Origin of the sequence: Saccharothrix mutabilis subsp. mutabilis, from assembly GCF_039521145.1 — a bacterium.
GTDB classification, from domain to species: domain Bacteria; phylum Actinomycetota; class Actinomycetes; order Mycobacteriales; family Pseudonocardiaceae; genus Actinosynnema; species Actinosynnema mutabilis.
This window is the reverse complement of the sequence record NZ_BAAABU010000006.1, coordinates 155186-179572: the sequence shown is the minus strand read 5'-3', so window position 1 is coordinate 179572 and position 24387 is coordinate 155186. Positions and strand designations below refer to the sequence as shown.

Annotated in this window: 24 protein-coding genes; 10 read left to right on the top strand and 14 right to left on the bottom strand. The window is 72.3% G+C overall.

Translation table 11 applies throughout. The annotated features are described in order from the left end of the window. Nucleotides 1-252: 252 nt before the first annotated feature. Nucleotides 253-471 (bottom strand): hypothetical protein, encoded by a 219-nt coding sequence (locus tag ABD126_RS16935; RefSeq protein ID WP_343934810.1) that lies wholly within the window; start codon nt 469-471, stop codon nt 253-255. 212 nt (nt 472-683) lie between these two features. Continuing rightward, on the bottom strand, nt 684-1388 hold the full coding sequence (locus tag ABD126_RS16930) for a VIT1/CCC1 transporter family protein (RefSeq protein WP_343934809.1): 705 nt from the start codon (nt 1386-1388) through the stop codon (nt 684-686). A gap of 57 nt (nt 1389-1445) precedes the next feature. Here ABD126_RS16930 and ABD126_RS16925 point away from each other — a divergent pair, with 57 nt between their 5' ends. After that, entirely contained in the window at nt 1446-2072 is a 627-nt protein-coding gene (locus ABD126_RS16925; protein ID WP_343934808.1) for a peptidoglycan recognition protein family protein, read from the top strand. A 28-nt stretch (nt 2073-2100) separates the two neighbouring features. Here the strand turns inward: ABD126_RS16925 and ABD126_RS16920 are convergent, their stop codons facing one another. The 4 genes from ABD126_RS16920 to ABD126_RS16905 form a co-directional block, all read right to left on the bottom strand. Continuing rightward, the gene (locus ABD126_RS16920; protein ID WP_425542835.1) at nt 2101-3696 is read right to left on the bottom strand and encodes a TROVE domain-containing protein; all 1596 of its coding nucleotides are present in this window, start codon (nt 3694-3696) and stop codon (nt 2101-2103) included. A 243-nt stretch (nt 3697-3939) separates the two neighbouring features. Next, the gene (locus ABD126_RS16915) at nt 3940-4620 is read right to left on the bottom strand and encodes a CAP domain-containing protein (protein ID WP_343934806.1); all 681 of its coding nucleotides are present in this window, start codon (nt 4618-4620) and stop codon (nt 3940-3942) included. Nucleotides 4621-4862: 242 nt separating this feature from the next. Beyond that, nucleotides 4863-6146, bottom strand: a complete 1284-nt coding sequence (locus ABD126_RS16910) for a sensor histidine kinase (protein ID WP_343934805.1) — start codon at nt 6144-6146, stop codon at nt 4863-4865. Nucleotide 6147: 1 nt separating this feature from the next. Then, nucleotides 6148-6828, bottom strand: a complete 681-nt coding sequence (locus ABD126_RS16905) for a response regulator transcription factor (RefSeq protein WP_343934804.1) — start codon at nt 6826-6828, stop codon at nt 6148-6150. A gap of 168 nt (nt 6829-6996) precedes the next feature. On the opposite strand from ABD126_RS16905, the gene ABD126_RS16900 reads away from it, so the two are divergent. Continuing rightward, the gene (locus ABD126_RS16900) at nt 6997-8304 is read left to right on the top strand and encodes a cation:proton antiporter (RefSeq protein WP_343934803.1); all 1308 of its coding nucleotides are present in this window, start codon (nt 6997-6999) and stop codon (nt 8302-8304) included. Nucleotides 8305-8334: 30 nt separating this feature from the next. Here ABD126_RS16900 and ABD126_RS16895 read toward each other — a convergent pair whose 3' ends face one another. Both ABD126_RS16895 and ABD126_RS16890 read right to left on the bottom strand, forming a co-directional pair. Next, nucleotides 8335-9111 (bottom strand): MerR family transcriptional regulator, encoded by a 777-nt coding sequence (locus tag ABD126_RS16895; RefSeq protein WP_343934802.1) that lies wholly within the window; start codon nt 9109-9111, stop codon nt 8335-8337. Then, nucleotides 9104-9508: a VOC family protein gene (locus tag ABD126_RS16890; RefSeq protein WP_343934801.1), complete on the bottom strand. Its 405-nt coding sequence runs from the start codon at nt 9506-9508 to the stop codon at nt 9104-9106. The genes ABD126_RS16895 and ABD126_RS16890 overlap by 8 nt, the downstream gene beginning before the upstream one ends. Before the next feature lie 78 nt (nt 9509-9586). Between ABD126_RS16890 and ABD126_RS16885 the strand changes: the two genes are divergently transcribed. Continuing rightward, entirely contained in the window at nt 9587-10111 is a 525-nt protein-coding gene (locus ABD126_RS16885; protein WP_343934800.1) for a hypothetical protein, read from the top strand. Here the strand turns inward: ABD126_RS16885 and ABD126_RS16880 are convergent. Continuing rightward, on the bottom strand, nt 10103-10558 hold the full coding sequence (locus ABD126_RS16880) for an Lrp/AsnC family transcriptional regulator (protein WP_343934799.1): 456 nt from the start codon (nt 10556-10558) through the stop codon (nt 10103-10105). The two genes, ABD126_RS16885 and ABD126_RS16880, sit on opposite strands and share 9 nt — an antisense overlap. Before the next feature lie 120 nt (nt 10559-10678). Here ABD126_RS16880 and pdhA point away from each other — a divergent pair, with 120 nt between their 5' ends. The 4 genes from pdhA to ABD126_RS16860 are packed head-to-tail and all read left to right on the top strand — an operon-like array spanning nt 10679 to nt 14706. Then, nucleotides 10679-11740 carry a pyruvate dehydrogenase (acetyl-transferring) E1 component subunit alpha gene (pdhA, locus tag ABD126_RS16875; protein ID WP_343934798.1) on the top strand — a complete coding sequence of 354 codons (1062 nt, stop codon included), beginning with the start codon at nt 10679-10681 and terminating at the stop codon, nt 11738-11740. Further along, on the top strand, nt 11737-12735 hold the full coding sequence (locus ABD126_RS16870; RefSeq protein WP_343934797.1) for an alpha-ketoacid dehydrogenase subunit beta: 999 nt from the start codon (nt 11737-11739) through the stop codon (nt 12733-12735). The genes pdhA and ABD126_RS16870 overlap by 4 nt, the downstream gene beginning before the upstream one ends. Further along, nucleotides 12728-14089 carry a dihydrolipoamide acetyltransferase family protein gene (locus ABD126_RS16865; RefSeq protein ID WP_343934796.1) on the top strand — a complete coding sequence of 454 codons (1362 nt, stop codon included), beginning with the start codon at nt 12728-12730 and terminating at the stop codon, nt 14087-14089. The genes ABD126_RS16870 and ABD126_RS16865 overlap by 8 nt, the downstream gene beginning before the upstream one ends. Before the next feature lie 56 nt (nt 14090-14145). Beyond that, complete coding sequence (locus ABD126_RS16860; RefSeq protein ID WP_343934795.1) at nt 14146-14706, top strand: GNAT family N-acetyltransferase; 561 nt, start codon at nt 14146-14148, stop codon at nt 14704-14706. 78 nt (nt 14707-14784) lie between these two features. On the opposite strand, the gene ABD126_RS16855 is transcribed toward ABD126_RS16860, so the two are convergent. Genes ABD126_RS16855 through ABD126_RS16840 form a run of 4 tightly spaced genes read right to left on the bottom strand, consistent with a single transcriptional unit; the run spans nt 14785 to nt 19710 of the window. Further along, on the bottom strand, nt 14785-15831 hold the full coding sequence (locus ABD126_RS16855) for a GDSL-type esterase/lipase family protein (RefSeq protein WP_343934794.1): 1047 nt from the start codon (nt 15829-15831) through the stop codon (nt 14785-14787). A gap of 6 nt (nt 15832-15837) precedes the next feature. After that, nucleotides 15838-16497 (bottom strand): ABC transporter ATP-binding protein, encoded by a 660-nt coding sequence (locus tag ABD126_RS16850; protein WP_343934793.1) that lies wholly within the window; start codon nt 16495-16497, stop codon nt 15838-15840. Beyond that, nucleotides 16494-17264 carry an ABC transporter ATP-binding protein gene (locus ABD126_RS16845; protein WP_343934792.1) on the bottom strand — a complete coding sequence of 257 codons (771 nt, stop codon included), beginning with the start codon at nt 17262-17264 and terminating at the stop codon, nt 16494-16496. The genes ABD126_RS16850 and ABD126_RS16845 overlap by 4 nt, the downstream gene beginning before the upstream one ends. Then, entirely contained in the window at nt 17257-19710 is a 2454-nt protein-coding gene (locus tag ABD126_RS16840) for an ABC transporter permease (protein WP_343934791.1), read from the bottom strand. The genes ABD126_RS16845 and ABD126_RS16840 overlap by 8 nt, the downstream gene beginning before the upstream one ends. A gap of 140 nt (nt 19711-19850) precedes the next feature. Here ABD126_RS16840 and ABD126_RS16835 point away from each other — a divergent pair, with 140 nt between their 5' ends. From ABD126_RS16835 to ABD126_RS16825, 3 genes are all read left to right on the top strand, one after another. Beyond that, nucleotides 19851-21401 carry a chitinase gene (locus ABD126_RS16835; protein ID WP_343934790.1) on the top strand — a complete coding sequence of 517 codons (1551 nt, stop codon included), beginning with the start codon at nt 19851-19853 and terminating at the stop codon, nt 21399-21401. Nucleotides 21402-21758: 357 nt separating this feature from the next. Then, entirely contained in the window at nt 21759-22727 is a 969-nt protein-coding gene (locus tag ABD126_RS16830; RefSeq protein WP_343934789.1) for a permease, read from the top strand. Next, complete coding sequence (locus ABD126_RS16825; protein ID WP_343934788.1) at nt 22724-23371, top strand: TIGR03943 family putative permease subunit; 648 nt, start codon at nt 22724-22726, stop codon at nt 23369-23371. Before ABD126_RS16830 ends, ABD126_RS16825 begins: the two co-directional genes overlap by 4 nt. A 1-nt stretch (nt 23372) precedes the next feature. Here the strand turns inward: ABD126_RS16825 and ABD126_RS16820 are convergent, their stop codons facing one another. Beyond that, nucleotides 23373-24281, bottom strand: a complete 909-nt coding sequence (locus tag ABD126_RS16820; protein ID WP_343934787.1) for a helix-turn-helix domain-containing protein — start codon at nt 24279-24281, stop codon at nt 23373-23375. Nucleotides 24282-24387: the final 106 nt, after the last annotated feature.

Genomic DNA, 24387 nt, shown 5'->3' with positions numbered 1-24387 from the left:
GGGGGCGTGGGGCCGCACTCCGTTGTGCGGGAAACTGCACTTCCTTGTGCGCGTGTCCGCGAGGCCTGATCGGGCCGCTTGGTCACGCGGGGCGGTGCACCGGGGTTGCCGGGGTCTTGTGACGATAGTGTGAATTCGCGGTTATGGCTCTAGTCCGACAGGGCGTCGTGGTGAATCCCACGCCCAGTTGACATCGTTCCGACCAACGGGTTACGCCCGGTCGGACTAGTTCCTCACCCTCTTCAGTGGTGACTAAACCGCTCCGGGCACCCGGTGGGCGACTCTCGCGCAGCCCGCGGCGGCGAGGATCGACAGGCCGGCCAGGCCGCCCTGCCACACCTGCGCCTCGGACAGCGCGACGATCCCGTTCACGCCCGCCACCAGGATGAAGAGCAGGGCGAGCAACACCCAGAGCCGCCGTTCGGCACGCGCGCTGCGCGGGACGAGCAGGGTCGTCGGGGGATGGGTCACGGCTAGCACCTCCACTCCTGGTCTTGACGCGCCCAACGGCGTCAAGCCAGCGGCGGTTACCCGCTTCCTGCGGTCTTCACACCTCCGAGGGACAACTTTTTTCGCGCACCCACCTCGGGTGCGCGCTCTGCGTGACCGCTGTCACAGCGCGGGCGGTCGGGCGCCGGTCGGCTGACGGAACGCGGGGCGGATCGCCGGCGTCGCGGACGGGCTCAGGCGACGGCCACGCCGAACAGCAGGCCCACGTAGTAGGTCACCAGCATGGTCAGCGTCCCGACCACGACGTTGCGCCGCACCGCCCGCCACACCGGGCTCGCGCCCAGCCGCGCGCTGACCACCCCGGTCAGCACCAGCCCGGCGATCACTGCCGCCGCGCACGTCCACACCCGCCACGACAGCGGCGGCAGGACGATCGCGACCAGCGGGATCAGGGCGCCGACCGCGAAGGCCACCAGCGACGCCCACGCCGCGTGCCACGGGCTGGTCAGGTTGTCCGGGTCGATCTGCAACTCGGCCTCGGCGTGCGCCCGCAGCGCGTCCTGCTCGGTCAGCTCGCGCGCCACCTGGGCGGCCAGCTCCGGGGACAGGCCCTTGTCCGCGTAGATGTCGGCGAGCTCCTGCTCCTCCTCTTCCGGCATCTCGCGCAACTCCTGCGCCTCCAGGCGCAGGGCGGCGCGCTCGGTGTCGCGCTGGGTGCTGACCGAGACGTACTCGCCACCCGCCATCGACAGCGCGCCCGCGACCAGTCCCGCCACGCCGGCGGCCAGGACGGCGGTGCGGTCGGTGGTCGCGCCCGCGACGCCGACGACCAGACCGGCGGTGGACACGATGCCGTCGTTCGCGCCGAGGACGCCGGCGCGCAGCCAGTTGAGCCGTTCGGAGAGGTCGTCGTGGTGCGCTTCGCCGGCGTGGGTCATGGCGTGATCGAACCACTTCGGCGGCGGTTATGCTCCGCCGGAGCTTTGGGGGGAGCCATGCGCAGCCGGGCGTTGGTGAGCAGACGGGCGTTGCTGGGCGCCGGGGCGCTGGCGGCGGTGGCGTGGCCGTTGCCGGCGGCGCGGACGGTCGCCGGGTGCGCGGAGTGGGGCGCGCGGGTTCCGGCGGAGCAGCCCGAGGTCGTGCCGCGCCGGCCCGAGCGCGTCCTCGTGCACCACACGGCGACGGAGAACGTCGGCGACACGTCCGAGCGGCACGCGTTCGAGCTGGCTCGGTTCTTCCAGCGGCTGCACACCGACGACCGGGGCTGGGGCGACACGGGCCAGCACTTCACGATCTCGCGCGGCGGCCGGGTGCTGGAGGGCCGGCACGGGAGCCTGGCGGCGCTGCGCTCGGGGGACCGGTTGGTCGAGGGCGCGCACTGCCCGGGCCAGAACCGGACCTCGGTGGGCATCGAGAACGAGGGCACCTACGTCACGGAGACCCCGCCGGCCGCGCAGTGGGACGCGTTGGTGTGGATGTGCGCGCGGGTGTGCCGGCAGTACGACATCCCGCCGACGGAGATCCACGGGCATCGCGACTTCTACGGCGACACGGTGTGCCCCGGGGACGCCTTCTACGCGTTGCTGCCCCGCTTGCGGGCAGACGTGGCGCTGGCCCTCTGACAAGGGGCCGGCGCCACGTGGGCACCCGCTAGAACGGCCAGTCGGCGTCGCGCCTGGCCTCCAGCAAGCCGATCGCCCGGAACGCGTGGTCGTTCAGCCCGCCGAACGTGTGGCGGTGGAAGGCGCCCGACGGTGCGTGCCCGCGTCGGTAGCCCGCCAGGTTCCACGTGTAGAGCGGGGTGCCGTTGGGCACGGCCCGGTTCACGTCCTCGCCGTCCGCCTGCTCGTCGGTCAGGACCACCACGCGGTCGTGGCGGCGCAGGTGCTTGCGGATCGCGTACGCCGTCGCCGTGCCGCCGTCGAGCAGGTAGCCCTCCGCCCGCCACCTCGTCACGGCGGCGAGCAGGGACTCGTCACGCCGCGGTCGGAACCGCTTCGTCGCGGTGCCGTAATAGGGGCTGGAGAACGACACGACGTCCGCGTGCTCGCACCGCGTCCCCAGGGCGAGGCCGAACACGACCGCCGCGTCCCACCGCAGCAGGGTGCTGTTCCCGGCGAACGGCTCCCGCATCGACCGGGAGGTGTCCACCAGGACCAGCGTGCGGCCGGGCAACACCGGGACGCCGGCCAGGCAGTGGTCGAGCGCCCTCTCCAACGCCGGCCCCCACCGCGCCGAAGCCGCCCGGTGCGCCGACAGGAACCGCAGGGGCAGCTGCCGGGACCGGGCCACCTCGTCGGGGTCGGCCAACCGCGCGGCGACGGTCGCGGCCACCTCGTCGGACACCCCGGCCCGGTCGAAGTTGCGCAGGTTGCGCAGCAACGCCATGTACCCCATGGACGGGATCAGCGCTTCCCACACGTCGGCGGTCATCGGGCCCTTCAGCCAACCCGCCACCGACTCCCACGTCATGCCCGCCCCGCGCAGCACCGCCGCCGCGTCGTCCCGCCCGAACAGGGCGCGCCGCCGCTCGACCGGCCACGACAGCAACCCCGCCCGCCCGGTGAGCACGCCCAGCGACGCCGGGATCGTGGAGTCGTTGCCGTGGCGGCGATCCAGCGCGTGGACGAACAGGTCCGACTGCCGGGACCGGCGGGTGACCGGGTGCACGAGGTTGAGCACGTCGCCGAAGCGCAGGCCGTGCGCGGCGCTGTCGTACTTGACCAGCGAACGCTCGTCGTACAGGCGCAGGACCGCGTCGGCGACACCGCGCTTGACCGGCTTGGGGACCGCCCGCCCGTGTCTGCTCAGCCAGCACGCGAGCAGTTCGCCCGGCTCGTCGGCCCGGAGCAGGACGCTGCCGATCACCGAGCGGTTCGACGGTCCGCGCTCGTCGCCCGCGTCGAGGCGGGCGCGCACGTACTCGGCCGCGCCGACCGCGGCGGCGGAGCGCAGGTTCGCGTCCCGGCGCAGCCAGGCGAGCAGGCGGGCGGTCCAGTCCGGGTCTTCCAGCGCCGCCGCTCGCACGAGCGCGGTGTACCGGTCGTCCCGGTGGCCGGCGGACTCGTAGAAGGTGTCCTCGCCGACCATGTTGGTGACGGCCAACAGGAACAGCTCCGAACGGGTGTCGCGCGCGTAGCCCGCGCCGCGCTCGTGCGTCGGCCCGGACGGGGCGCGCTCGGACTTGACGAAGCTCGTGACCAGGGTGCGCAGCGCGCCGACGATGAACTCCGCCAAGGGACCCACCTCCGTCGCGGACGAGAACCGCGCACGCGCCCTCCGAAGAGGACGCGTGCGCGGGTGCGATCCCGAGATCAGAGGTCGACGAAGGTGACAGCTGCTCTGCCAGTTGAGCTACGACGCCCGAAGCGCCGACGGGATTCGAACCCGCAACCCGCCCATCAGGAGTGGAAGCAACCCTCGTCTGCGCACCGGGAGCGCTGCTTGAGCATGCTGGGCGCCCCGGTCGGGTCACAACCGATTATCCGCCTACCACCCGAAATTCTGCGTCCAGTAGATGCCGTACGCGCCGCCGCGCGCCATGCCGACGCCCAGCGTCTTCAGCTTGCAGTTGAGGATGTTCGCCCGGTGGCCCGGGGATTCCATCCAGCCCTTCACCACGGCCTCCGGCGTGCGCTGGCCCGCGGCGATGTTCTCCGCGCCCGGCGACGGGTAGCCGGCGGCCTTGATGCGGTCGGCGAAGGTGCGGCCGTCCTTGGAGGTGTGGCTGAAGTAGTTCTGCGCCGCCATGTCCGCGCTGTGCCCGCGGGCGGCCTTGTCGAGGCGTTCGTCGATGCCCAGCGCCGGGCAGCCGTTGGCCACGCGTTCGGCGTTGGTCAGGTTGAACACCTTGGCCTCGGCCAGTTCCACCTCGGTCCTGGTGGGGGTCGCCGGGGGCGCGGGCTGCTGCTGCGGCGCCTCGGTGGTGGTGGCGGTCGGCTCGGGTTCGGTCGTGGTGGTCTCGGTGGTGGTCGTGGTCGTCGGGGTGGCGGACGACGCGGACGGGGGCGAGGACGACGACGCGGCCGGGGTGCCGGCCTGGGACGTCGTGCGGACCGACGTGGTGGCCGTGGCGGTCACCAGGCCGATCTCCTCGGGTTCCTCGCACCCGGCCAGCGCCAGGCCGGCCAGCACGACGACGACGGGCAGTGCACGCTTGTTGCGGAACACGCGGAAAACCTCATCTGCATTCGACGGCTTTTCGGGTGCGGCGACCGCGGTGGCGTCTTTTCGCAGGGTAGACGCTCGCGGTCGCCGCACCGAACGTGGAACGGTGGCCGGGCAAGGGGGAGAGCGCTGCGGTCGTCACCAATTCCGCTAATGACCTTGGCAGCCATTTCCGCGAATGTCAACAAGCGATTTATTTAAGGAACATTTAAAGGTGCCATCAGGTGCGCCAAAGAAAGCGCCGGCTAGCCTTGGTGCTCCGGTAGCCGGGTCAGCCGCAACTGCACCCGGGTGCCCCCGAGCGGCCCGCGGTCCACGACCAGCGAGCCTCCGGTGGACTCGGCCGCGCGGCGGGCGATGTCGAGTCCGAGACCGGTGGAGCCGGCGCTGCTGCTTCCACGGCGCAGCGCCGTCTCCAGGTCCTCGATGCCCGGTCCCGCGTCCTCGATGACGATCACCACCTGCTCGGGCCGGTGGAACAGCGCCACCACGAACCCCGTGCCCTCCGGCGTGTGCCGGAAGATGTTGCCCAGCACCACGTCCATCGCCGCGGCCAGGTCGCTGCGGGTCAGCGGCACGAACGCGGGCCGCTCGGTGCCGCGCAGGTTCCACAGCCGGTCCTGGTCGTCGGCCAGCGCGGACCAGAACACCAGCCGGTCGTGCACGACCTGCGCCGCGTCGCACCGCCCGCCCGCGGGGTCGTCCAACTCCTTGCGGGCGGCCCGGACCAGCTCGTTGACCTCGCGCTCCAACGCGTGCACCGCCTGCCGCACGCGGTTGGCGCCGGGGTCGGCGCCCAACGTCTCGGAGTCCAGGCGCAGCGCCGTCAACGGGGTGCGCAGCCGGTGCGACAGGTCGGCCAGGATCTCCCGTTCGTTGGCCATCAACTGCCCGATCCGGTCGGCCATCCGGTTGAACGCGCCGCCCGCGTCGGCCAGCTCCGGCGGACCGGTGGGCGTGACGCGCGTGGTCAGGTCGCCCTGCTCCATCCGCCGCGCCCCCTCGGCCAGCGCCCGCGACGCCCGCACCACCCGCGCCCCCAGCCGGTCGGCGACCAGCACCGACGCCAGCACCAGCGACACCGCCACCCCGGACAGCGCGAGCCACGCCGAGGTGACGTTGCGCGACAGCTCGGCCGACGGCACGAACGCCTCCACCACCGCCACCCGGTCCTCACCCAGCACCACCGGCTGGAGGTGCACCCACCCGTCGGACACGGACTCGCTGAACGCCAACCCCTTCTCCCGCGCCTGCCGCAACTGGTCGCCGGTCGCCTTCACCTCGCCCACCACCTGCCCGCCGGGCAGGTGCACGGCCACCCGGCCGGAGATCGACGCCAGCGCCTGCTGCACGGTCACCGGGTCGTCGGTGATCACCAGCACCGGCGTCAGCGCGCCCGCCTGCCGCTCGGCGTCGGTCACCGCCCGGTCCTCGGCCAGCTGCCGCACCACCAGGGCCAACGGGATCAGGAACGCCAGCGCCACCATCGACGTGACGGCGAGCGAGACCAGGGCCAGCGACTTGCGCACGTCACTCCGCCGCGGTCAGCTTGAACCCGACACCGCGCACGGTGTGCAGGTAGCGCGGCTGCGCGGCCCGCTCCCCGAGCTTGCGGCGCAGCCACGACAGGTGCACGTCCAGGGTCTGGTCGTCGTGCCGGCCGGGCAGGTTCCACAGGTTGGCCAGCAGTTCCGCGCGCGGCACGACCTTGCCCTCGCGCGCCGCCAGGTAGGCCAGCAGGTCGAACTCCTTGCGGGTCAGGTTGAGCTCGCGCCGGCCCAGCCGCGCCTCCCGCCGGTCCAGGTCGATGCTCAGCTGCCCGATCCGGATCGGCTCGGGCCGGTCCTCCTTGCGCGCCCGGCGCAGCACCGCCGACAGCCGCGCCGCGAGGTGCTCGCTGGAGAACGGCTTGACCAGGTAGTCGTCCGCGCCCGCGTTGAGCAGCCGCACGATCTCGGCCTCGTCGTCGCGGGCGGTGGCCACGATCACCGGCACGTCGCACACGCCGCGCATCATCCGCAACGCGTCCGCGCCGTCCATGTCGGGCAGCCCGAGGTCCAGCACGACCAGGTCGAACGTGGCGCCCGCGACCTCCCGCAACGCCTCCAGCGCCGTGCCCACCGGCAGCACCGCGTGCCCCAGGCCGGACAACGCGCGCGTCACCGCCGACCGCACCACCGGGTCGTCCTCGACGAGCAGCACCGAGACCATGGCGGGCACCGTAACGCCCCTGTGCGCGACCGACGGGAATGCCCCACGCACATGTGGCGCGATTGACGTGTTCGGCACCACGAAGTGCCTGGTCCTTCCGCGCGTGAGCGGGCCGGCGTAGAGGTCAAGGGCACCGCTTTTCCGCACCGCACGACCGAGAGGGCCGTGATGACCGTTCTCGCCGCCGCGCCGCCGACCCCGATCGGCGCGCACCAGATGCTCGTGTTCCTGCTCCAGCTCGCCGTGCTGCTGGGCGTGGCGTTGGCGCTGGGCAAGCTCGCGGCCCGGTTCGGGTTGCCCCAGGTGGTGGGGGAGTTGGCGGCCGGTGTCCTGCTCGGCCCGTCGCTGCTGGCCCACGTCCTGCCCGCGCTGTCGGGCTGGCTGTTCCCGCCGGTGGCCGACCAGATCCACCTGCTCGACGCCGTGGGCCAGCTCGGGGTGCTGCTGCTGGTCGGGTTCACCGGCATGCACATCGACATGCCGATGGTCCGCCGCCGGGGCCGCACCGCGCTGTGGGTGTCGCTGGGCGGGTTGCTCATCCCGTTGGCGCTGGGCGTCGGCGTCGGGTTCGCCCTGCCCGCCTCGCTGCTGTCCGGCGGCAACGAGACGCTGGTGTTCGCGTTGTTCCTGGGTGTCGCGATGTGCGTGTCCGCCATCCCGGTCATCGCCAAGACCCTGGTGGAGCTGAACCTGCTGCACCGCGACATCGGCCAGCTCACCATCAGCGCAGCCGCCGTGGACGACATCGTCGGCTGGTCCCTGCTGTCGGTGGTGTCCGCGATGGCCACCACCGGGCTGCGCCTGGGCCACGTCGCCCTGACCGTCGGCAGCCTGGTCGCCGCGCTGCTGGTCGCCGTGCTGCTCGGCCGCCCGGTGGTGAAGACCGCGCTGACCCTGGCCAACCGGTCCACCGACGCCGGCCCGACGGTCGCGGCCGTGGTGCTGCTGCTGGTCGCCTCCGCCGCCGGCACCCACGCGCTGGGCCTGGAGCCGATCCTCGGGACGTTCCTGTGCGGCATCCTGCTGGGCACGTCCGGCCTGCTGGACCGCCGCAAGCTCGCGCCGCTGCGCACCATCACCATGGCCGTGCTCGCGCCGATCTTCTTCGCCACGGCCGGGCTGCGGATGGACCTGACCCTGCTCGGCCAGTGGCCCGTGCTGGTCTCGGCGCTGGTGGTGCTGGCCGTCGCGATCGGCGGCAAGTTCGCCGGCGCGTACCTGGGCGCGCGCCTGTCCAAGCTGACCCACTGGGAGGGGTTGGCGCTGGGGGCGGGGCTCAACGCGCGCGGCGTGATCGAGGTGATCGTGGCGATGGTCGGCCTGCGGGTGGGCGTGCTGACCACAGCCGGCTACACGATCGTCGTGCTGGTCGCGGTCGTGACGTCGCTGATGGCGCCGCCGATGCTGCGCTACGCCGTGAAGCACATCGAGACCACCGACGAGGAGCGCCGCCGCGAGCAGACCTTCGCCGGCTGAGGTCGGTCGGATCAGGTCGGTCGGCTCAGGTCAGCGGACGCGGTGCAGGACCTCCGTGCGCAGGAGGTGGGCCGGGGTGGTGGCCGGGTCGTCCAAGTAGCGCTCGAAGACGGGGCCGGCCGGGCGGTGGCGGTGTTCGTGCAGCCAGCGGACCAGGCCGTGGTAGGCGATGGGCAGCGCGTCGAGCGGCCCGACGTGGACGACCCGGGCGAACCGGCCGCCCGGCCACGGCTCGACGCGCAGCCCGTCCACCGGCCCCGCCACCTCCAGCCGGACCCGGATGGTGAAGCTGTGCGCGAGCTTCAACGGGTACTCGCCGATCACCGGCGCGCCGGCGTCCACGCCCGGGGTCGCGAGGAGCCTGCCGATCAGCTCCGCCGCGTCCTGCCCGATCGTGTCGGCGTGCGCGGGCCCGGTGAGCGCGATCGTGTCCCGGTCGGGCAGCTCGACCACGTCGGGCCGCACCTCCGGCAGGCGCGGGGCGTCCCGCAGGGCGTCCACCAGGGCCAGGGCGCGCTCGGCCCGCGCCACCTGCCGGCGCAGGCGGACGCGTTCGGCGGCCAGCACGTCGTGCAGCGGGCTGCCGCCGACGAGGTGCTCCTTGATGCGGTCCAACGGTGTGCCCAGGTCGCGCAGGGTCGTCACGCACAGCACGTCGCCGAGCTGGTCCCACCGGTAGTAGCGGTAGTTCGTGGCGGGATCGACCCGGGCGGGCACCACCACGCCGAGGGCGTGGTAGTGCCGCAGCGCCTTGACCGTGACCCGCGCGGCCTCGGCGAACACCCCGATCGGGACGAGGTCAGACATAGGACGGGGCGTGCTCGGCGTCCGGCGGGATGGGCTTGATCACGTCCACCATCGTGCCGCTCGGGTCGCGCGTGATGAAGTGCCGCTGGCCCCAGGGTTCGTCCCGCAGGTCGAGCAGCATGGTCAGGCCCGCGTCGAGGGCCTTCGCGTGCACGCCGTCCACGTCGTCGACTTCGATGGCCACCAGGGTGCCGGCGGGCAGCTCGCGGTGCCCCTCGGGCACGCTGCCGTGGTCGCGCCGCACGACGCCGATCTGGAGGTGCGTCGAGCCGGCCTGCAACTGCACGTACCAGTCGTTCTCGAACACGGGGGACATGCCGAACAGCGACGCGTAGAAGTCGCGGGTGGCCGCGATGTCGTCGCTGCAGATCGTGGGGAAGATGCCGGTGATCGTCATGCGGCGGAGCGTGGGGTCTCCCGTCGGGGGAGGGTCAACCCCGGCGCGCGTTCTCCGGCAGCCGGCAGGATGTCCCGCGTGACCCGGGGCCTCCAGTACCTCGCGGCGTGGACGGCGTCCACGGCCGTGGCGGTCGCCCTGTCGTGGCTGGGCATCCGGTTCGTGCTGGACGCGGGCGTCCCCGAACGCCCCCGCCTGGTGGCGGGCCCGACGCAGCAGTCCAGCGCGGTCCCCACGACCACCACCACGACCACGCCCGTGCCCACCACCACGGTCGTCGTCACCACCACACCGCCGACGACGACCACCACGACCACCACGACGACGGTCCCGCCCCTGCCGCCGGAGAACGGCACGTGGAGCGAGCAGAACGGCGAACCGGTCTACCTGCGCAGCTTCCGCCTCCAGGGCGGCGTCACGGCGATCCGCTTCTCGGCGAGCGAGATCGAACCCATCTCCGCCACCCCGCGCCAGGGCTTCGCCGCCAGCGTCGAACAACCCGCCGACGCCGTCGTGGTGGAGTTCGTCGGCGCGGGCCACCGCTCCCGACTGGAAGCCACCTGGGTCAACGGCCCGCAGTGGCGCATCGTCGAGTCAGGTTGACAGCTCGTCGAGGATGAGCACGGTGTGGCTGGACGTCACGTCCGGCATCGTCTGGAGCCGGGACAGCACCAGGTCGCGCAGGCTGTGCGCGTCCGGGGCCCGGACCAGCAGCACCAGGTCGTAGTCCCCGGACACCAGCGCCCCGTGCCAGACCTCCGGGATCTCCAGGACCCGCTGCCGCACCGCCTTCCACGAGTGCTGGCTGATCTTCAGGTACACGTACGCCGAGATCCCGAACCCGTACCGCTCCGGGTCCACCACCGCCGCGTACCCGGTGATCACCCCGTCCCGGTGCAGCCGCTCCACCCGCGAGTACGCGCTCGCGCGCGAGATGTGCAGCTTCTCCGCCAGCGCCCGCATCGACAGCCGGCCGTCCTCGCGCAGCGCCTCCACGATGCGGCGGTCGGTCGCGTCGAGCGGTGCCGAATGTCCAGGTCTGGGCGTCATGTGGCGCACTGTAACCCGCTTGCGCGGCCATTCGTCCAGATTTCGGGTTCGGATCTGGAACTTTGGTCGGTGTGACGCGGACCATGCCCCCACTCGCCACATGAGGGGTCGGAGGAGCTGATGGTCCCCACAAGGGAACTGCTGCCCACAGCGGAACCGCTGTCGCTGCTGCGCAAGGACGGCTCGCCGGTCGAGGACTCGCCGCTGGCGATGCCCGACGACGACGTGCTGCTGGAGCTGCACCGCCGCATGGTCGTCGGCCGCCGCTTCGACACGCAGGCCACCGCGCTGACCAAGCAGGGCCGGCTGGCCGTGTACCCGTCGTCGCGCGGGCAGGAGGCGTGCGAGGTCGGGTCGGTGCTGGCGCTGCGCGAGCAGGACTGGCTGTTCCCCACCTACCGCGACTGCGTCGCCCTGGTGACCCGGGGGGTGGACCCGGCCGAGACCCTGACGCTGCTCCAGGGCGGCTGGCACCTGGGCTACGACCCGTACGAGCACCGCGTCGGCCCGCAGTGCACCCCGCTGGCCACCAACACCCTGCACGCCGTCGGCTTCGCGCACGCCGCCCGCGTCAAGGGCGAGGACACCGCCGCGCTGGTGCTCGTCGGCGACGGCGCGACCAGCGAGGGCGACACGCACGAGGCGCTGAACTTCGCCGGCGTGTGGAAGGCCCCGGTCGTCTTCCTGGTGCAGAACAACGGCTACGCCATCAGCGTGCCCATGTCCAAGCAGAACGCCGCGCCGTCGTTGGCGCACAAGGGCATCGGCTACGGCGTGCCGTCCGTGCTGGTCGACGGCAACGACGCCGCCGCCGTGTACGCCGTGGTCAGGGAAGCCATCGAGGCCGGCGGCCCCACCCTGATCGAGGCGATCACCTACCGCATCGAGGCCCACACCAACGCCGACGACGCCACCCGCTACCGCACCTCCGACGAGGTCGCCGCGTGGCTGGACCGCGACCCGGTGGACCGCCTGGAGACCTACCTGACCGCGCGCGGCCTGCTGACCCCCGAGCGGCGCGCCGCCGTCGCGGCCGAGGCCGAGGAGTTCGCCGCCGGCGTCCGCGCCGCGCTCAACACCGACCACGAGCACGACCCCATGTCGTTGTTCGAGCACGTCTACGCGACCCCCACCCGACACCTGCGCGAGCAGGCCGCGATGCTGGCGGAGGAACTGGCATGACCGCCCTCTCGATGGCCGGCGCGCTCAACCGGGCGATGGCCGACGCCCTGGCCGAGGACCCGACCGTGCTGGTGTTCGGCGAGGACGTCGGCGCGCTGGGCGGGGTGTTCCGGGTGACCGACGGCCTGGAGGCCCGCTTCGGTTCCACCCGCGTGTTCGACACGCCGCTGGCCGAGTCGGGCATCGTCGGCACCGCGATCGGCATGGCCATGAACGGCCTGCGCCCGGTGGTGGAGATGCAGTTCGACGCCTTCGCCTACCCCGCGTTCGAGCAGATCACCAGCCACCTGGCCAAGCTGCGCAACCGGACGCGCGGACGCGTCTCGTTGCCGGTCGTGATCCGGGTGCCCTACGGCGGCGGCATCGGCGGCGTGGAGCACCACTGCGACTCGTCCGAGGCGTACTACACCCACACGCCGGGCCTGACGGTCGTCACGCCGGGCACCCCCGACGACGCGTACCGCCTGCTGCGCGACGCCATCGCGTCACCCGACCCGGTGATCTTCATGGAGCCGAAGCGCCGCTACTGGTCCAAGGGCGAGGTGTCGTTCGACCAGTCGGTGGCCATGGACCGGGCGCTGGTCCGCCGCCCCGGCAAGGACGTCACCCTCATCGCGTACGGCCCGATGGTCGCCACCGCGCTGGAGGCGGCCGAGGCCGCGACGGAGGAGGGCTGGGACGTCGAGGTGGTCGACCTGCGGTCGCTGGCCCCGTTCGACGACGAGACGGTGTGCGCGTCGGTGCGGCGCACCGGTCGCGCGGTGGTCGTCCACGAGGCCTCCGGGTTCGGCGGCTACGGCGCGGAGGTCGCGGCCCGCGTGACCGAGCGCTGCTTCCACCACCTGCACGCGCCGGTCCTGCGCGTGACCGGCTGGGACATCCCGTACCCGCCGCCGAAGCTGGAGGAGCACCACCTGCCGAACGTGGACCGCATCCTGGACGCGATCGCCCGCCTGCAGTGGGACGACGAGGTCGTGGAGGTGCGCGGTGCCTGACTTCCGCCTGCCCGACCTGGGCGAGGGGCTGACCGAGGGCGAGATCGTGAACTGGCTGGTGGCGGTGGGCGACACCGTGACCATCGACCAGCCGGTGGTGGAGGTCGAGACGGCCAAGGCGGTCGTCGAGGTCCCGTGCCCGTACGCCGGCGTCGTGACCGCGCGGCACGGCGAGGAGGGCGAGAAGCTGGCGGTCGGGTCGGTGCTGCTGACGGTGGGGGACGTGTCCTCGGAGTACAGCGGCAACGTCCTGATCGGCTACGGCACCTCGGAACCCACCCGCCGCTCCCGGCGTTCTCGCCGAACCGCCGCCGCCACTCCCGCCGCGCCGACCGCTCCCGCCGCCGCCACTCCCGCCGCCGCCGCGCCGCACAATGTCGTACCCCTGCGGGACAATGGTGACCGGGGGCCGGAGGCCGGCACCGCGACTGCCCTTGCGCCCGCCGTCATCTCGCCGATCGTCCGGCAGTTGGCCCGCGAGCACGGCCTGTCCCTGAGCGCGATCCGAGGCACCGGCCCCGGCGGGGTGATCCGCCGAGCCGACGTCGAGCGCGAACTCGCCGCTCAACCCACCGCCGCCCAAGCCGCTCAACCCACCGCCGCCCAAGCCGCTCAACCCACCGCCGCCCAAGCCGCTCAACCCACCGCCGCCCAAGCCGCGCGAGCCACCGCCGCCCAACCCGTCGTCGCCCGTCGCATCCCGTTGCGCGGCCTGCGCGGGGCCGTGGCCGAGAAGCTCGCCACCTCCCGGCGCGAGATCCCCGAAGCCACCGTCTGGGTGGACGTCGACGCCACCGGCCTGCTCGACGCCCGAGCCGCCCTCCCCGGCGTCTCCCTCCTCGCCCTCCTGGCCCGCTTCACCGTCCTGGGCCTCCGCAAGTTCCCCGAGCTCAACTCCCGCGTCGAACAGGACGAGATCGCGGTCCTCGACGAGATCAACCTCGGCTTCGCCGCCCAGACCGACCGCGGCCTGGTCGTCCCCGTCGTCAAGGACGCCCACACACTCACCACGTCCACCCTCGCCCAGCGCATCACCGAACTCGCCACCCAGGCCCGCGAAGGACGCATCCCCCCGACCGCCCTCACCGGCGGCACCTTCACGGTCAACAACTACGGCGTCTTCGGCGTCGACGGCTCGGCCGCGATCATCAACCACCCCGAAGCCGCGATCCTCGGCATCGGCCGCATCATCGACCGACCGTGGGCCGTGGACGGGCAGCTGGCCGTCCGCAAGGTCGCCCAGCTGACCCTCGCCTTCGACCACCGCGTGTGCGACGGCGGCACGGCCGGCGGGTTCCTGCGGTTCGTCGCCGACTGCGTCGAGAACCCGATCACGGCCCTCGCTGAGCTGTGAGCGAAACCCGTGGAACCCGGCCCACCCCGGGCCGGGTTCCCCATAGATTGATCCACGTGACCAAGCCCGACTACCCGATCCGCACCGAGCGCCTGACCCTGCGCCCCTTCACCCCCGACGACCACGCCGACCTGCACGCCTACCAGTCCCGCCCGGACGTGGTGCGCTTCCTCTACGGCGAAGCCCGCACCCCCGAGGAGACGACGGACAACCTCAAGCTCAAGGTGTCCGTCACCTGGCCCGAGAAGGAGGGCGAGCACGTCGCCCTCGCGGTCGTCCACGAAGGACGGGTCATCGGCGAGACGGTCCTCAAGTACCTCAGCGAGGCCCACCGCCAGGGCGAGATCGGCTACATCTTCCACCCCGACCACCACGGCCGCGGCTTCGCCACCGAGGCGTCGCGGGCCATGCTGGAACTGGGTTTCGTCAACCTCGGCCTGCACCGCATCGTCGCCTCCTGCGACGCGAACAACGACCGCTCGTGGCAGGTCATGGAACGCCTCGGCATGCGCCGCGAAGCCCACTTCCGGCACAACGAGATCTTCAAGGGCGCGTGGGGCGAAGAGCTGGTCTACGCGATCCTCGAAGACGAGTGGCGCGCCGCCAACCACCGCTGAAGCGCATGGCACGGGTTCGGTACGTCAGCTAGGGCTCGAACACCGACCTGCGTGCCTGACCGATCCCGCCGGTCCGCGCTACCGCTGGTCCTGGTCCGCCACGGGGGACAGGTTGCCGTCGCCGTCGACCACGCACGACGCGGACCGGTCGGTCGTGTCGAGGAACTCGCCCAGGCACCGGCCGAACTGCTCGTGCCCCCGGGCGTTGGGGTGGAAGGACTCCTGCAACGCGTGCCGCGCCCGCGCCTCGTCGCGCAGCCCGTCGAAGTCCACGGTCAGCCGCGTGAACCACTCCGTGTCGGGGTTCTTCCCGCCCGCGCACGCCTCGTGCTTCAACCCCGCCTTGGACAGGTCCAGGAACCGCGCCCCCGCGCCGGACGCCGCCCGGCGCAACGCCGCCGACAGCTCACCCACCGCCGTGTCGCGCACCCACCGCAGGTCGGCGGTCCTCAGTGGACACCCGGCGAGGTTCTGCAGCTCGAACGGCAGGTCCGGCGTGACCGGCGCGGCGTAGGACTGGAGGACCAGGGTGTAGGAGCGGGGCGTGTAACCGGCCTCCCGCAGCACCCGGCGGACGTCCAGAAGCGCCTTCCGCACCTTGGGCACCATGCGCTCCACGCGCCCGCGCCAGTCCTCGGTCAACGCCTTGGAGCAGTCGGCGCGCCGCTGGAACCACGCCTGCAGGCAGGTGTTGAGCACCTCGGCGAACCGGGGGTCGTCGTTCGCGCCCACGGCCACCACGACCGTGGTCACGCGGTACTCGCGGGCGAGCTGCCCCAACCGGCGCGCCTGCGACCCCTCGGTGTTGCGGACCTGGTCGGTCAGCCCGACCTGCTCGGCGTTCGCGCCCGAGCACGCCAGGTTGAACACCTTGTCCACGGGCAGCTTCACCCGGTGGATGGACGCCTTCAACGACCGGTGGCACCAGTTGCCGCCCTCGCCGTCGGTGCCGGGCTCGTAGGTGCCCGCGCCCTCGCCGGACATCGTGCTGTCGCCCAGCGCCACGGCGGCGGTCGGCGCGTCGGGACCCGGCCCGACCAGCGGCGGCTGCGCCGTGTCGGACACGATGACCAGCAGGGCCACCAGCGGCAGCACCATGAGCAGAGCGGCGAGTCGGCGGACCATCGCGACCTATCCTACGGACACCCGGCCGCCCGAGAGGACCACCGTGCGGTCGGCGGCGCGGTGGACCTCGTCGTGGTGGGTCGCGATGAGCACGGCCGCCCCGGCGTCGGCGGCGCGGCGCAGCACCCCGACCGCGCGGGGCGCGCTCGCGTCGTCCAGGTGCGCGGTGGGTTCGTCGGCCAGCAGGACCCGCGGCGAGGCGATGACGGCCCGCGCGAGCGCCGCCCGCTGTTGCTGCCCGAACGACACCTCGCCGGGGTAGCGGTCACCCAGTTCAGCGATACCCAGTTCGGTGAGCAGGGCCTCGACGCGGGACACGTCCCCGCCGGACCCGAGCCGCACCGGCAGCGCCACGTTCTCCGCCAGCGTCAGCTCGGTCGCCAGGCCCAGGGCCTGGGGGAGCAGCGCGCACACCGACCAGGCCGGGGGCGCGGTCAGCACCTGCCCGCACAGCTCCACCGTGCCCTCGTCGGGCCGGTCGAACCCGGCCAGCACGGTCAGCAGCGCGCTCTTGCCCGACCCGGACGGGCCCGACAGGGTGACCAGCTCGCCGGCCTCCACGGCCAGGTCCACGCCGCGCAGCACGTGCACCGGTCCGCCGGCGTGCTCGAAGGACCGCTTGACGCCGACCGCCCGCAGCGCGGTCCCGGTTCGCAGGGCCGTCATGCCGCCAACGCTCCGTTCCGCAGGTCGAACCTCGTGTCGGCCAGCGCGATCAGCCGCGGGTCGTGGGAGGCCACGACCACCGGGACGCCGCGGGCGGCCAGGTCGCGCAGGGTGTCCAGGACGAGGTCCGCGGACGCCGCGTCGAGCTGGGAGGTCGGTTCGTCGGCCAGCACCACCGACGCGCCGCGGGCCAGGGCGCAGCCGAACGCCAGCCGTTGCTGTTGACCGCCGGAGAGGGCGGACACCTTCCAGTCGGCCGTGCCGGGGAGGCCGAGCTGGTCGAGCAGCTCGTCGACGCCGGCGATCCGGTCGGTGGCCTGGGGTGGGGGTGGAGTGGTTCGGGGTGGGGTTGTGGTGGCTTGGGGCGTGGTTCGGGTGGCTTGAGGTGGAAGCGGGGTGGTTCGGGGCGTTCGCCGGGCGGCCTGGGTGGCGGCGCGGAGGTTGTCGCCGACGGTCAGGTGGCCGATGAGGTTGTCGCCGGGGTTCTGGAACACCAGGGCGACCTCGGTGCGCCGCAGCGCCCGCCGGGCCCGCGCGGACAGGCCGGTGGTGCCGCGCCCGCGCAGCTCGACCGCGCCCAGCGTGGGCCGCTCGACCAGGCTCAGCACCCGCAGCAGCGTGGACTTGCCCGACCCCGACGGCCCGGCCAGCACCGTGATGCCGGTCGCGGGCACGTCCAGGGACACCTCCGACACGGCCGTCACCGACCCGGCGGGCGTCCGGTACCGCACCCCCACCTCGCGCAGCCGCAACACCGTCTCAGCCACGAATCAGCTCCCCGATCCTCGCCGACCGGACCGCGCGCACCGCGATCCACGCCGCCACCAGCACCACCAGCGCGCTCCCGGCGACCGTGGTCACCAGCAGCGGCACCACGTCGGGCACCTCCGGCGCGGGTGTCATCCGCGGCGCCGGGTCCAGCCTGGGCACGGCGAACCCGCTGCTCACCGCGCTCGCGGTCAACCCGACCGCCACCGCGACCAGGGCCAGCGCGCCCAGCTCCAGCAGGTGGCTGCCCAGCAGCGCCGAGGGCCGCAGCCCCATCCGCGTGCTGAACGCCCCCGAGACCGCGTTCTGCCGCCGCCGCACCTCGATCGCCAGCAGCAGCGCGATGGCCGCCACCACCGCCAGCACCGCGCCGATGGCCGTGACGAACCCGAACGTCCACTGGATGGTCAGGAACGCCAGCCCCGCGACCGCCTTGGACTTCTCGCCCACGTTGCGGTACTTGATCCCGCTGTCCGCCAGCGCGGCGGTCAGCTCGCCCAGCGGCAGCGACGACCACACGTGCCACGAGTTGACGTCGTCGGGGTCTTCGATGCTCGACCGCGGCACCACCCAGCCGGACGTGCCCAGCTTCGGGAACGCCGGCACGTGCGCGGTCGGGTTGATCGTCGGCAGGCCGGGCAGCGTGATCTCGCGGCGCGGCGCGGTGCCGACGCGCAGCGGCCGGGTCAGCAGGGCCGGGTCCACGCCGCTGGGGTACGCGCCGCGCGCGAACGTCTCCGGGTCCACCACCAGGGCGGTGTAGTCGTTGAGGACGCTCACGCCCACGATCGTGGAGTTGGACTTGAGCGCCTCGGGCAGTTGGACGTCCGACGGGACCTGCGCGTGGCTCTCCGCCCCGGCGTACATGCCGGACTTCACGTCGAGCGCCGTCTTCTGCGACCCGGCGATGCTCGTGCCGACCGCGATCGTGCCGATGGCCAGGACGCCCACCAGCAGCACCCCGGTCACCGGTCCCGCGGCGGCGGCCAGGCGGCGGATCGCCAGCTGCGCGGCCGGCTTGGACCACAGCGACGCCCGGTGCGAGGCGCGCAGCGCCCACCGCGCCACCCGGGCCGCCAGCAGCGCCGTCGTCAGGACCACCAGCAGCGGGAACGCCAGCGCCGCCGCGTCGATGCGCGGCAGGCCGCCGATCTTGAGCGGGGTGGCCAGGCCGCTGTGCTGCACCCGGTTCCACGCCCACACGGCCAGCGCGCCGGTCGCCAGTTCCCACGGCAGCGCGGTCAGCACCCGCCGCAGCCGCGTGCCGGAGGAGGTGGCCTGGAACGCCCGGTGCGTCCGGAACGCCGCCGCGGCCCACGTGGCGGCGAGGCTCAGCGCGATCACGGCGACGACCGCGACGACCGCTTGCGGCACGGTGCCGGCGGGGAGGGCGGTCGAGGGCGCGTAGACCGGGAGCAGCAGCCACGCGACGCCCAGGCCCAGCGCCCCGCCGACGACCAGGGGCAGGCCCAGTTCGAGCACGGCCCGCCCGCCCAGCGCCGCCGGGCCCGACCCGCGCACCCACAGCAGGCGCAGTTCGGCGTGCCGGCGCTGGGCCCACTGCGCGGTCACCGTCGCCACCCCGGCCAGGCCGATGAGCAGGCTGATCAGCGTCAGCGGCAGGATGGCCGAGCGGACGTTGCGCGCCGTCTCACGGGCGTTCTCGATCGGGTGGACGAGCGGTGAGAAGACGCGGAAGCCCTCGTGGTCGTAGGGCTTGATGAGAGCGGTGCCCGCGGCCAGGAGCCGGTCGGCCTCGTCCACGGTCGTGGGGACCTCGGCCGGGTAGCGGACCGTCACGTCGACCTGCCGGGTCAACTGGGGCGGCAGCGCCGCGAAGGACTCCTCGCTGGGCATCCAGACCACGGAGGTCAGCAGGTCGTTGCGGCTGTGGATGTTCGGGACGACGAAGGCGCGCTCGGAACACCAGTAGGGCTCCAGCGGGTCGCGGAGATCGGCGTAGATCGCGGTGACCGGGGGCAGGGCGCCGTTCATGCCGCGCTTGCCCAGTTGCAGGTCCGTGGTGCGGGCGATGCTCTGGGGGACCCACAGGCCGTCCTTCGAGCCGCCCTCCAGGACTTGCAGGTGGTCGGTGGCGCCGGGGCGGTAGCCGAACTTGGCGTAGGTCTGGTTGCCGCCGAAGTCCGTGCGGGCCTCGCGGGTGTAGGTCGCGGGGAGGGGCGAGCGGCCCTGGGCGTTGGCGCGCACGTCGGCGAGCAGCGGGGTGACCAGCTCGGCGCGGACGGTGGTCTCCAGCGACGGGTGCAGCGATTCGGCGCACAGCCGGTCCTGCTGGTAGTCCAGCGCGGCGCTGCCCGAAGCGGAGTGGTGCATGACCGCGGCGGCCACCACGAAGCTCAGGAGCAGCGCGGTGATCACGCTGACCAGGAGCGTCAGCGGGCTCGACAACGCGGCGCGCGGGGCGGCCCTCCACGGTAGCTGCACGTTGTGAAAGTAACTTGCCGAAGCGGGTCGGTGTGGCGGATTTCGCATCGTCGCGGACGGTGGCCGCGTGGGTATTGACAGTGATCGCGTGGTCTAGTCCAATTTTCACCACCTCAGGCCGCCACCGAGGAGATGACGAGATGTCCCGCAGAGTGTTGTTCGCCCGGGTGGCGGCGGTGTGCGCGCTGGTCCTGGGTGCGGTCGTGGTGAGCTTCGCGCCCGCCTACGCCGCGTCGGTGACGGCGACGTTCACCAAGACGTCGGCGTGGGAGTCCGGGTACACCGGCCAGTTCACGATCAAGAACGAGACCAGCACGGCGATCACGGGCTGGAAGGTCGAGTTCGACCTGCCGGCGGGGACGGCGGTGGGCGCGTACTGGGACGCGCTCCAGACCAACGCGTCCGGGCACTACACCTTCACCAACCGCGAGTACAACGGGAACGTCGCCCCCGGGGCGACGGTGACGTTCGGCTTCAACGCGTCCGGGACCGCCGCGCCGGCCAACTGCAAGATCAACGGTGCTTCGTGCGCGGGGGCGCCTACTTCCACTACCACCACTACGACTTCCGCCACGACTACGACGACTTCCGCCACTTCTACTACGACGACTTCCACTACGAGTGCGACTACGAGTACGACTTCCACTACGACGACGACCACCACTCCGCCGCAGACCGGGTTGCCGCGGCGGGTGCTGGTGGGGTACCTGCACGCCAGCTTCGCGAACGGGTCCGGCTACATCCGCATGAAGGACGTGTCCCCGGACTGGGACATCATCAACCTGTCCTTCGCCGAGCCCACCTCCGCGACCTCGGGTGACCTCCGGTTCCAGCAGTGCCCGGTGGCCGAGTGCCCGAACGTCGAGAGCGAGGCGGAGTTCATCGCGGCCATCCGCGAGAAGCAGGCGCAGGGGCGGAAGGTCCTGATCTCCATCGGCGGCGCGAACGGCCAGGTCCAGCTGACCACGACGGCGGCGCGGGACGCGTTCGTGCGCAGCGCGAGCGCGATCATCGACAAGTACGGCCTGGACGGCCTGGACATCGACTTCGAGGGCCACTCGCTGTCGTTGAACACGGGCGACACGGACTTCCGCAACCCGACGACCCCGGTGATCGTCAACCTGATCTCCGCCCTGAAGACCCTGAAGGCGAAGTACGGAGCCAGGTTCGTCCTGACGATGGCCCCGGAGACATTCTTCGTCCAGGTCGGCTACCAGCACTACGGCGGCGGCAGCGGCGCCGACCCGCGGGCGGGCGCGTACCTGCCGGTCATCCACGCCATGCGCGACGACCTGACGTTGCTGCACGTCCAGCACTACAACTCGGGCCCGATCATGGGCCTGGACAACCAGTACCACTTCATGGGCGGCCACGACTTCCACGTGTCGATGGCGGACATGGTGCTGGCGGGCTTCCCGGTGCGCGGCGACGCGACGAAGTTCTTCACCGGCCTGCGCCAGGACCAGGTGGCGATCGGCCTGCCGGCGAGCGTCAACGCGGGCAACGGCTTCACGTCGGTGGCCGAGACCCACAAGGCGCTGGACTGCCTGATGAAGGGCACGAACTGCGGCACCTACAAGCCGAAGGCCACGTACCCGAACCTGCGGGGCCTGATGACGTGGTCGGTCAACTGGGACCGCCACAACAACTACGAGTTCTCCAAGCTCCACCGGGCTTATCTGCCTCGCTGACGCCTTCCGGCTGATCGCGCCGGTGCGGGTTCAGGATCAAGAGCAAAAGATCAAAAGCGGCGCTCGCCGCGCGGCAGGCCCCCGGGGGGTGGAAGGGCGTCGGTTCGTTCCCCGCACGGCCTGCCGGAGGCAACCACCCTTCGCTCCTTCTCGCAACCGGAAAAGCTGGTTGCGAGAAGGAGCGAAGCGCGGTTGGGCTGCGCCCAGGCCGTACGGGGAACGAACCGAGGCCCTTCCTGTGGCTTGGCAGCCCTTCGGGGGTGGGCCTGCGGTGTGTTGAGAGTTTCTCCAGATCGGGGTGTTCCGGGTGGCGGTTGGGCGGGCTTAGGGTTCGGGGGACCGAGGGGAGGCCCCGTCATGACCGCCACCGTGCCGGATGTTCGTCGGACGATCGGGTCGGTGGAGGTGCTGGCGGGGCTTCTGCTGCTGGTCCTGGTTGTTCGTGGGGTGTTCGGGGAGGTTTTCCTGACGCCCGTCGTGCAGACCTGGGCCACCGTGTTCGTGTCCATCGTGTTGCAGGCCTTGCCGTTCCTGGCGTTCGGGGTCGCGTTGTCCGCTGCCATCGCGGTCTTCGTGCCCCGGTCGTTCTTCGTCAAGGCGTTGCCGCGCAAACCCGTGTTGGCGGTGCCTGCCGCCGCCGCCACGGGACTGGTGCTCCCGGGCTGCGAATGCGGCTCGGTGCCGGTGGCCGGCGCGTTGGTGCGCAAAGGGATCACGCCTGCTGCGGCGCTGGCGTTCCTGCTCTCCGCGCCGGCCGTCAACCCGGTCGTCCTGGCCGCCACCGCCATCGCCTTCCCGGGGGAACCCGGGATGGTGGCGGCCAGGGCGATCGCTAGCTTCGTCGCGTCCGTGGCGATGGGGTGGCTCTGGTTGCGGTGGGGGCGCACCGATTGGATCCGGTTGCCCGAGCACGTGCACGGGGACACGAAGTGGCGCGCGTTCTTCGGGGCCGCCGGGCATGACCTCGTCCATGCCGGGGGCTTCCTCGTCGTCGGGGGTGTCGCGGCGGCGACCATCAACGTGCTGGTTCCCGGGCGGTGGTTGCAGGCGTTGGCGGACAACGCCTGGCTGAGCGTGTTGGCGTTGGCGCTGCTCGCCGTGCTGCTGTCCATCTGCTCGGAGGCGGACGCGTTCGTCGCCGCCTCCCTCACCCAGTTCTCCACCACGGCCCGGCTGGCGTTCCTGGTCGTCGGGCCGATGGTGGACCTCAAGTTGTTCGCCATGCAGGTCGGCACGTTCGGGCGGCGGTTCGCGCTGCGGTTCGCGCCGGTGACGTTCGTGGTGGCGGTGGCCAGCGCGGTGGCGGTGGGGGCGGTGTTCTGGTGAACCGGACGGCGTCGTGCGTGGTGTTGCTGCTGTTGGGGGCGGCGGTCGTCAAGGTGTGCCTGACGGGCCAGTACCTGCGGTACGTCAAGGCAGGCTTGTGGCCGTTCCTGTTGTTGTCCGGTGTGGTCGTCCTGGTGCTGGCGGTGGCGAACCGGCACCGCCAGCCCCGGGTGGCTTGGCTGCTCGTGGTGCCGGTGTTGGCGTTGGTGGTGGTCGCGCCGCAGCCCCTGGGCAGTTACGCGGCGGGGAACTCCGGGACCGCTCTGGTCGAGTCGGACGAGTACCCGCCGTTGCCGGGGGGTGATCCGGTGCGGGTGACCGTGTTGGACTACGCCTCTCGTGCGGTGTTCGACGAGGGGCGCTCGTTGGGTGGTCGTCGGGTCGTGCTGACCGGGTTCGTCGCCCGGGGCCCCGGTGGCGAGAACCTGTTGGTGCGCATGATCCTGACGTGTTGTGCGGCTGACGGGCGTCCGGTGAAGGTGGTGTTGGACGGGGTGGTGCCGGCCGAGCCCGACACGTGGGTCGAGGTGGTCGGCACCTACCGGGCCGGGTCCGTCGTGGACGGTGTCAACGGCGAGAGCATCCCCTTCCTGGCGGTCGAGTCGGTGAAGGTCGTGCCCGAGCCGCAGCGGCCCTACGAGTAGGTCAGCGCCAGCACCACTGGATGCCGTACTGGCCCGGCTCCGGGTCCAGCGTGATGAACTGGTAGGTGCTCGCCGCCCGGTTGAAGCTCACCTCGCCGCGCTTCTCCAGCGGCAGGCCGCTGCGGGGCTGGAAGTAGCCGCTGCACGTGCGCGGCAGGTGGTCGGGGTCGAAGGCGATCTGCAGGACCAGGTCCCGGGCCGGTCGGTAGATCGCGATCTGCGCGTGCTGGTCGGTCTGGCCGGGCGGGAACCGCAGGCCGAACTCCACGAAGGCCAGCTCGCCCGCCGCCAGCGGCCGGTCCAGGAGGAACTCGAACACGCAGGTCGAGGACGGCACGTCCGCGCGGAACCGGGACGGGCGGCAGCCCTCGGTGTGGATGATCGTCGGCGGGTGGGTCAGCGACGAGCAGCGGGTGACGAAGACGAACTTCGTCGTGCCGTCGCGGTCGGCGCGGATCAGCCGGCGCACCAGCATGGACTCCTCGTGCCCGCGCGCGTCCACCCGGTAGGACAGGTACTGCGACAGCCGGTGCGGCGACTTGAGGTCCTCCGGGGTCGCGTCGACCTTGGCCAGCGCGCGGGCCACCGACTCGGGCCGGTGCCACACCTGGTCGTAGGTGACCACGGGACCGCCGCGGTTGGTCCACCGGCCGCGGGGCCGGCGGGGGCCCAGCAGCGCGGTCAGGGTGCGCGGTGGCTGGCCGAGGATCTCCTCCAGGGCCGTCACCGCGGCCAGCGAACTGGCCCGCTCGGGCCGGTTCTCGCCGTTCTGCCAGTAGCTCAGCGCGCTGATGCTGACCGGCGTGTCCTGTTCCCGCAGCCGTCGGCTGATCTCGTTCAGGCTCAGCCCGCTGCGTTGGATCGCCGCTCTCAGCGCGGCGCTGAAATCCGCGGGCACCGTGGTCGTCATGATGGCTCCTCCGTCAACGCCGCAGGGGTGCGTCCAGGGAATTGCTGCCGCCGGGCAGCGTACCCCGCCGGCCCGTTCGCGCGGAATTTCCAGGATCGTTCTGGAC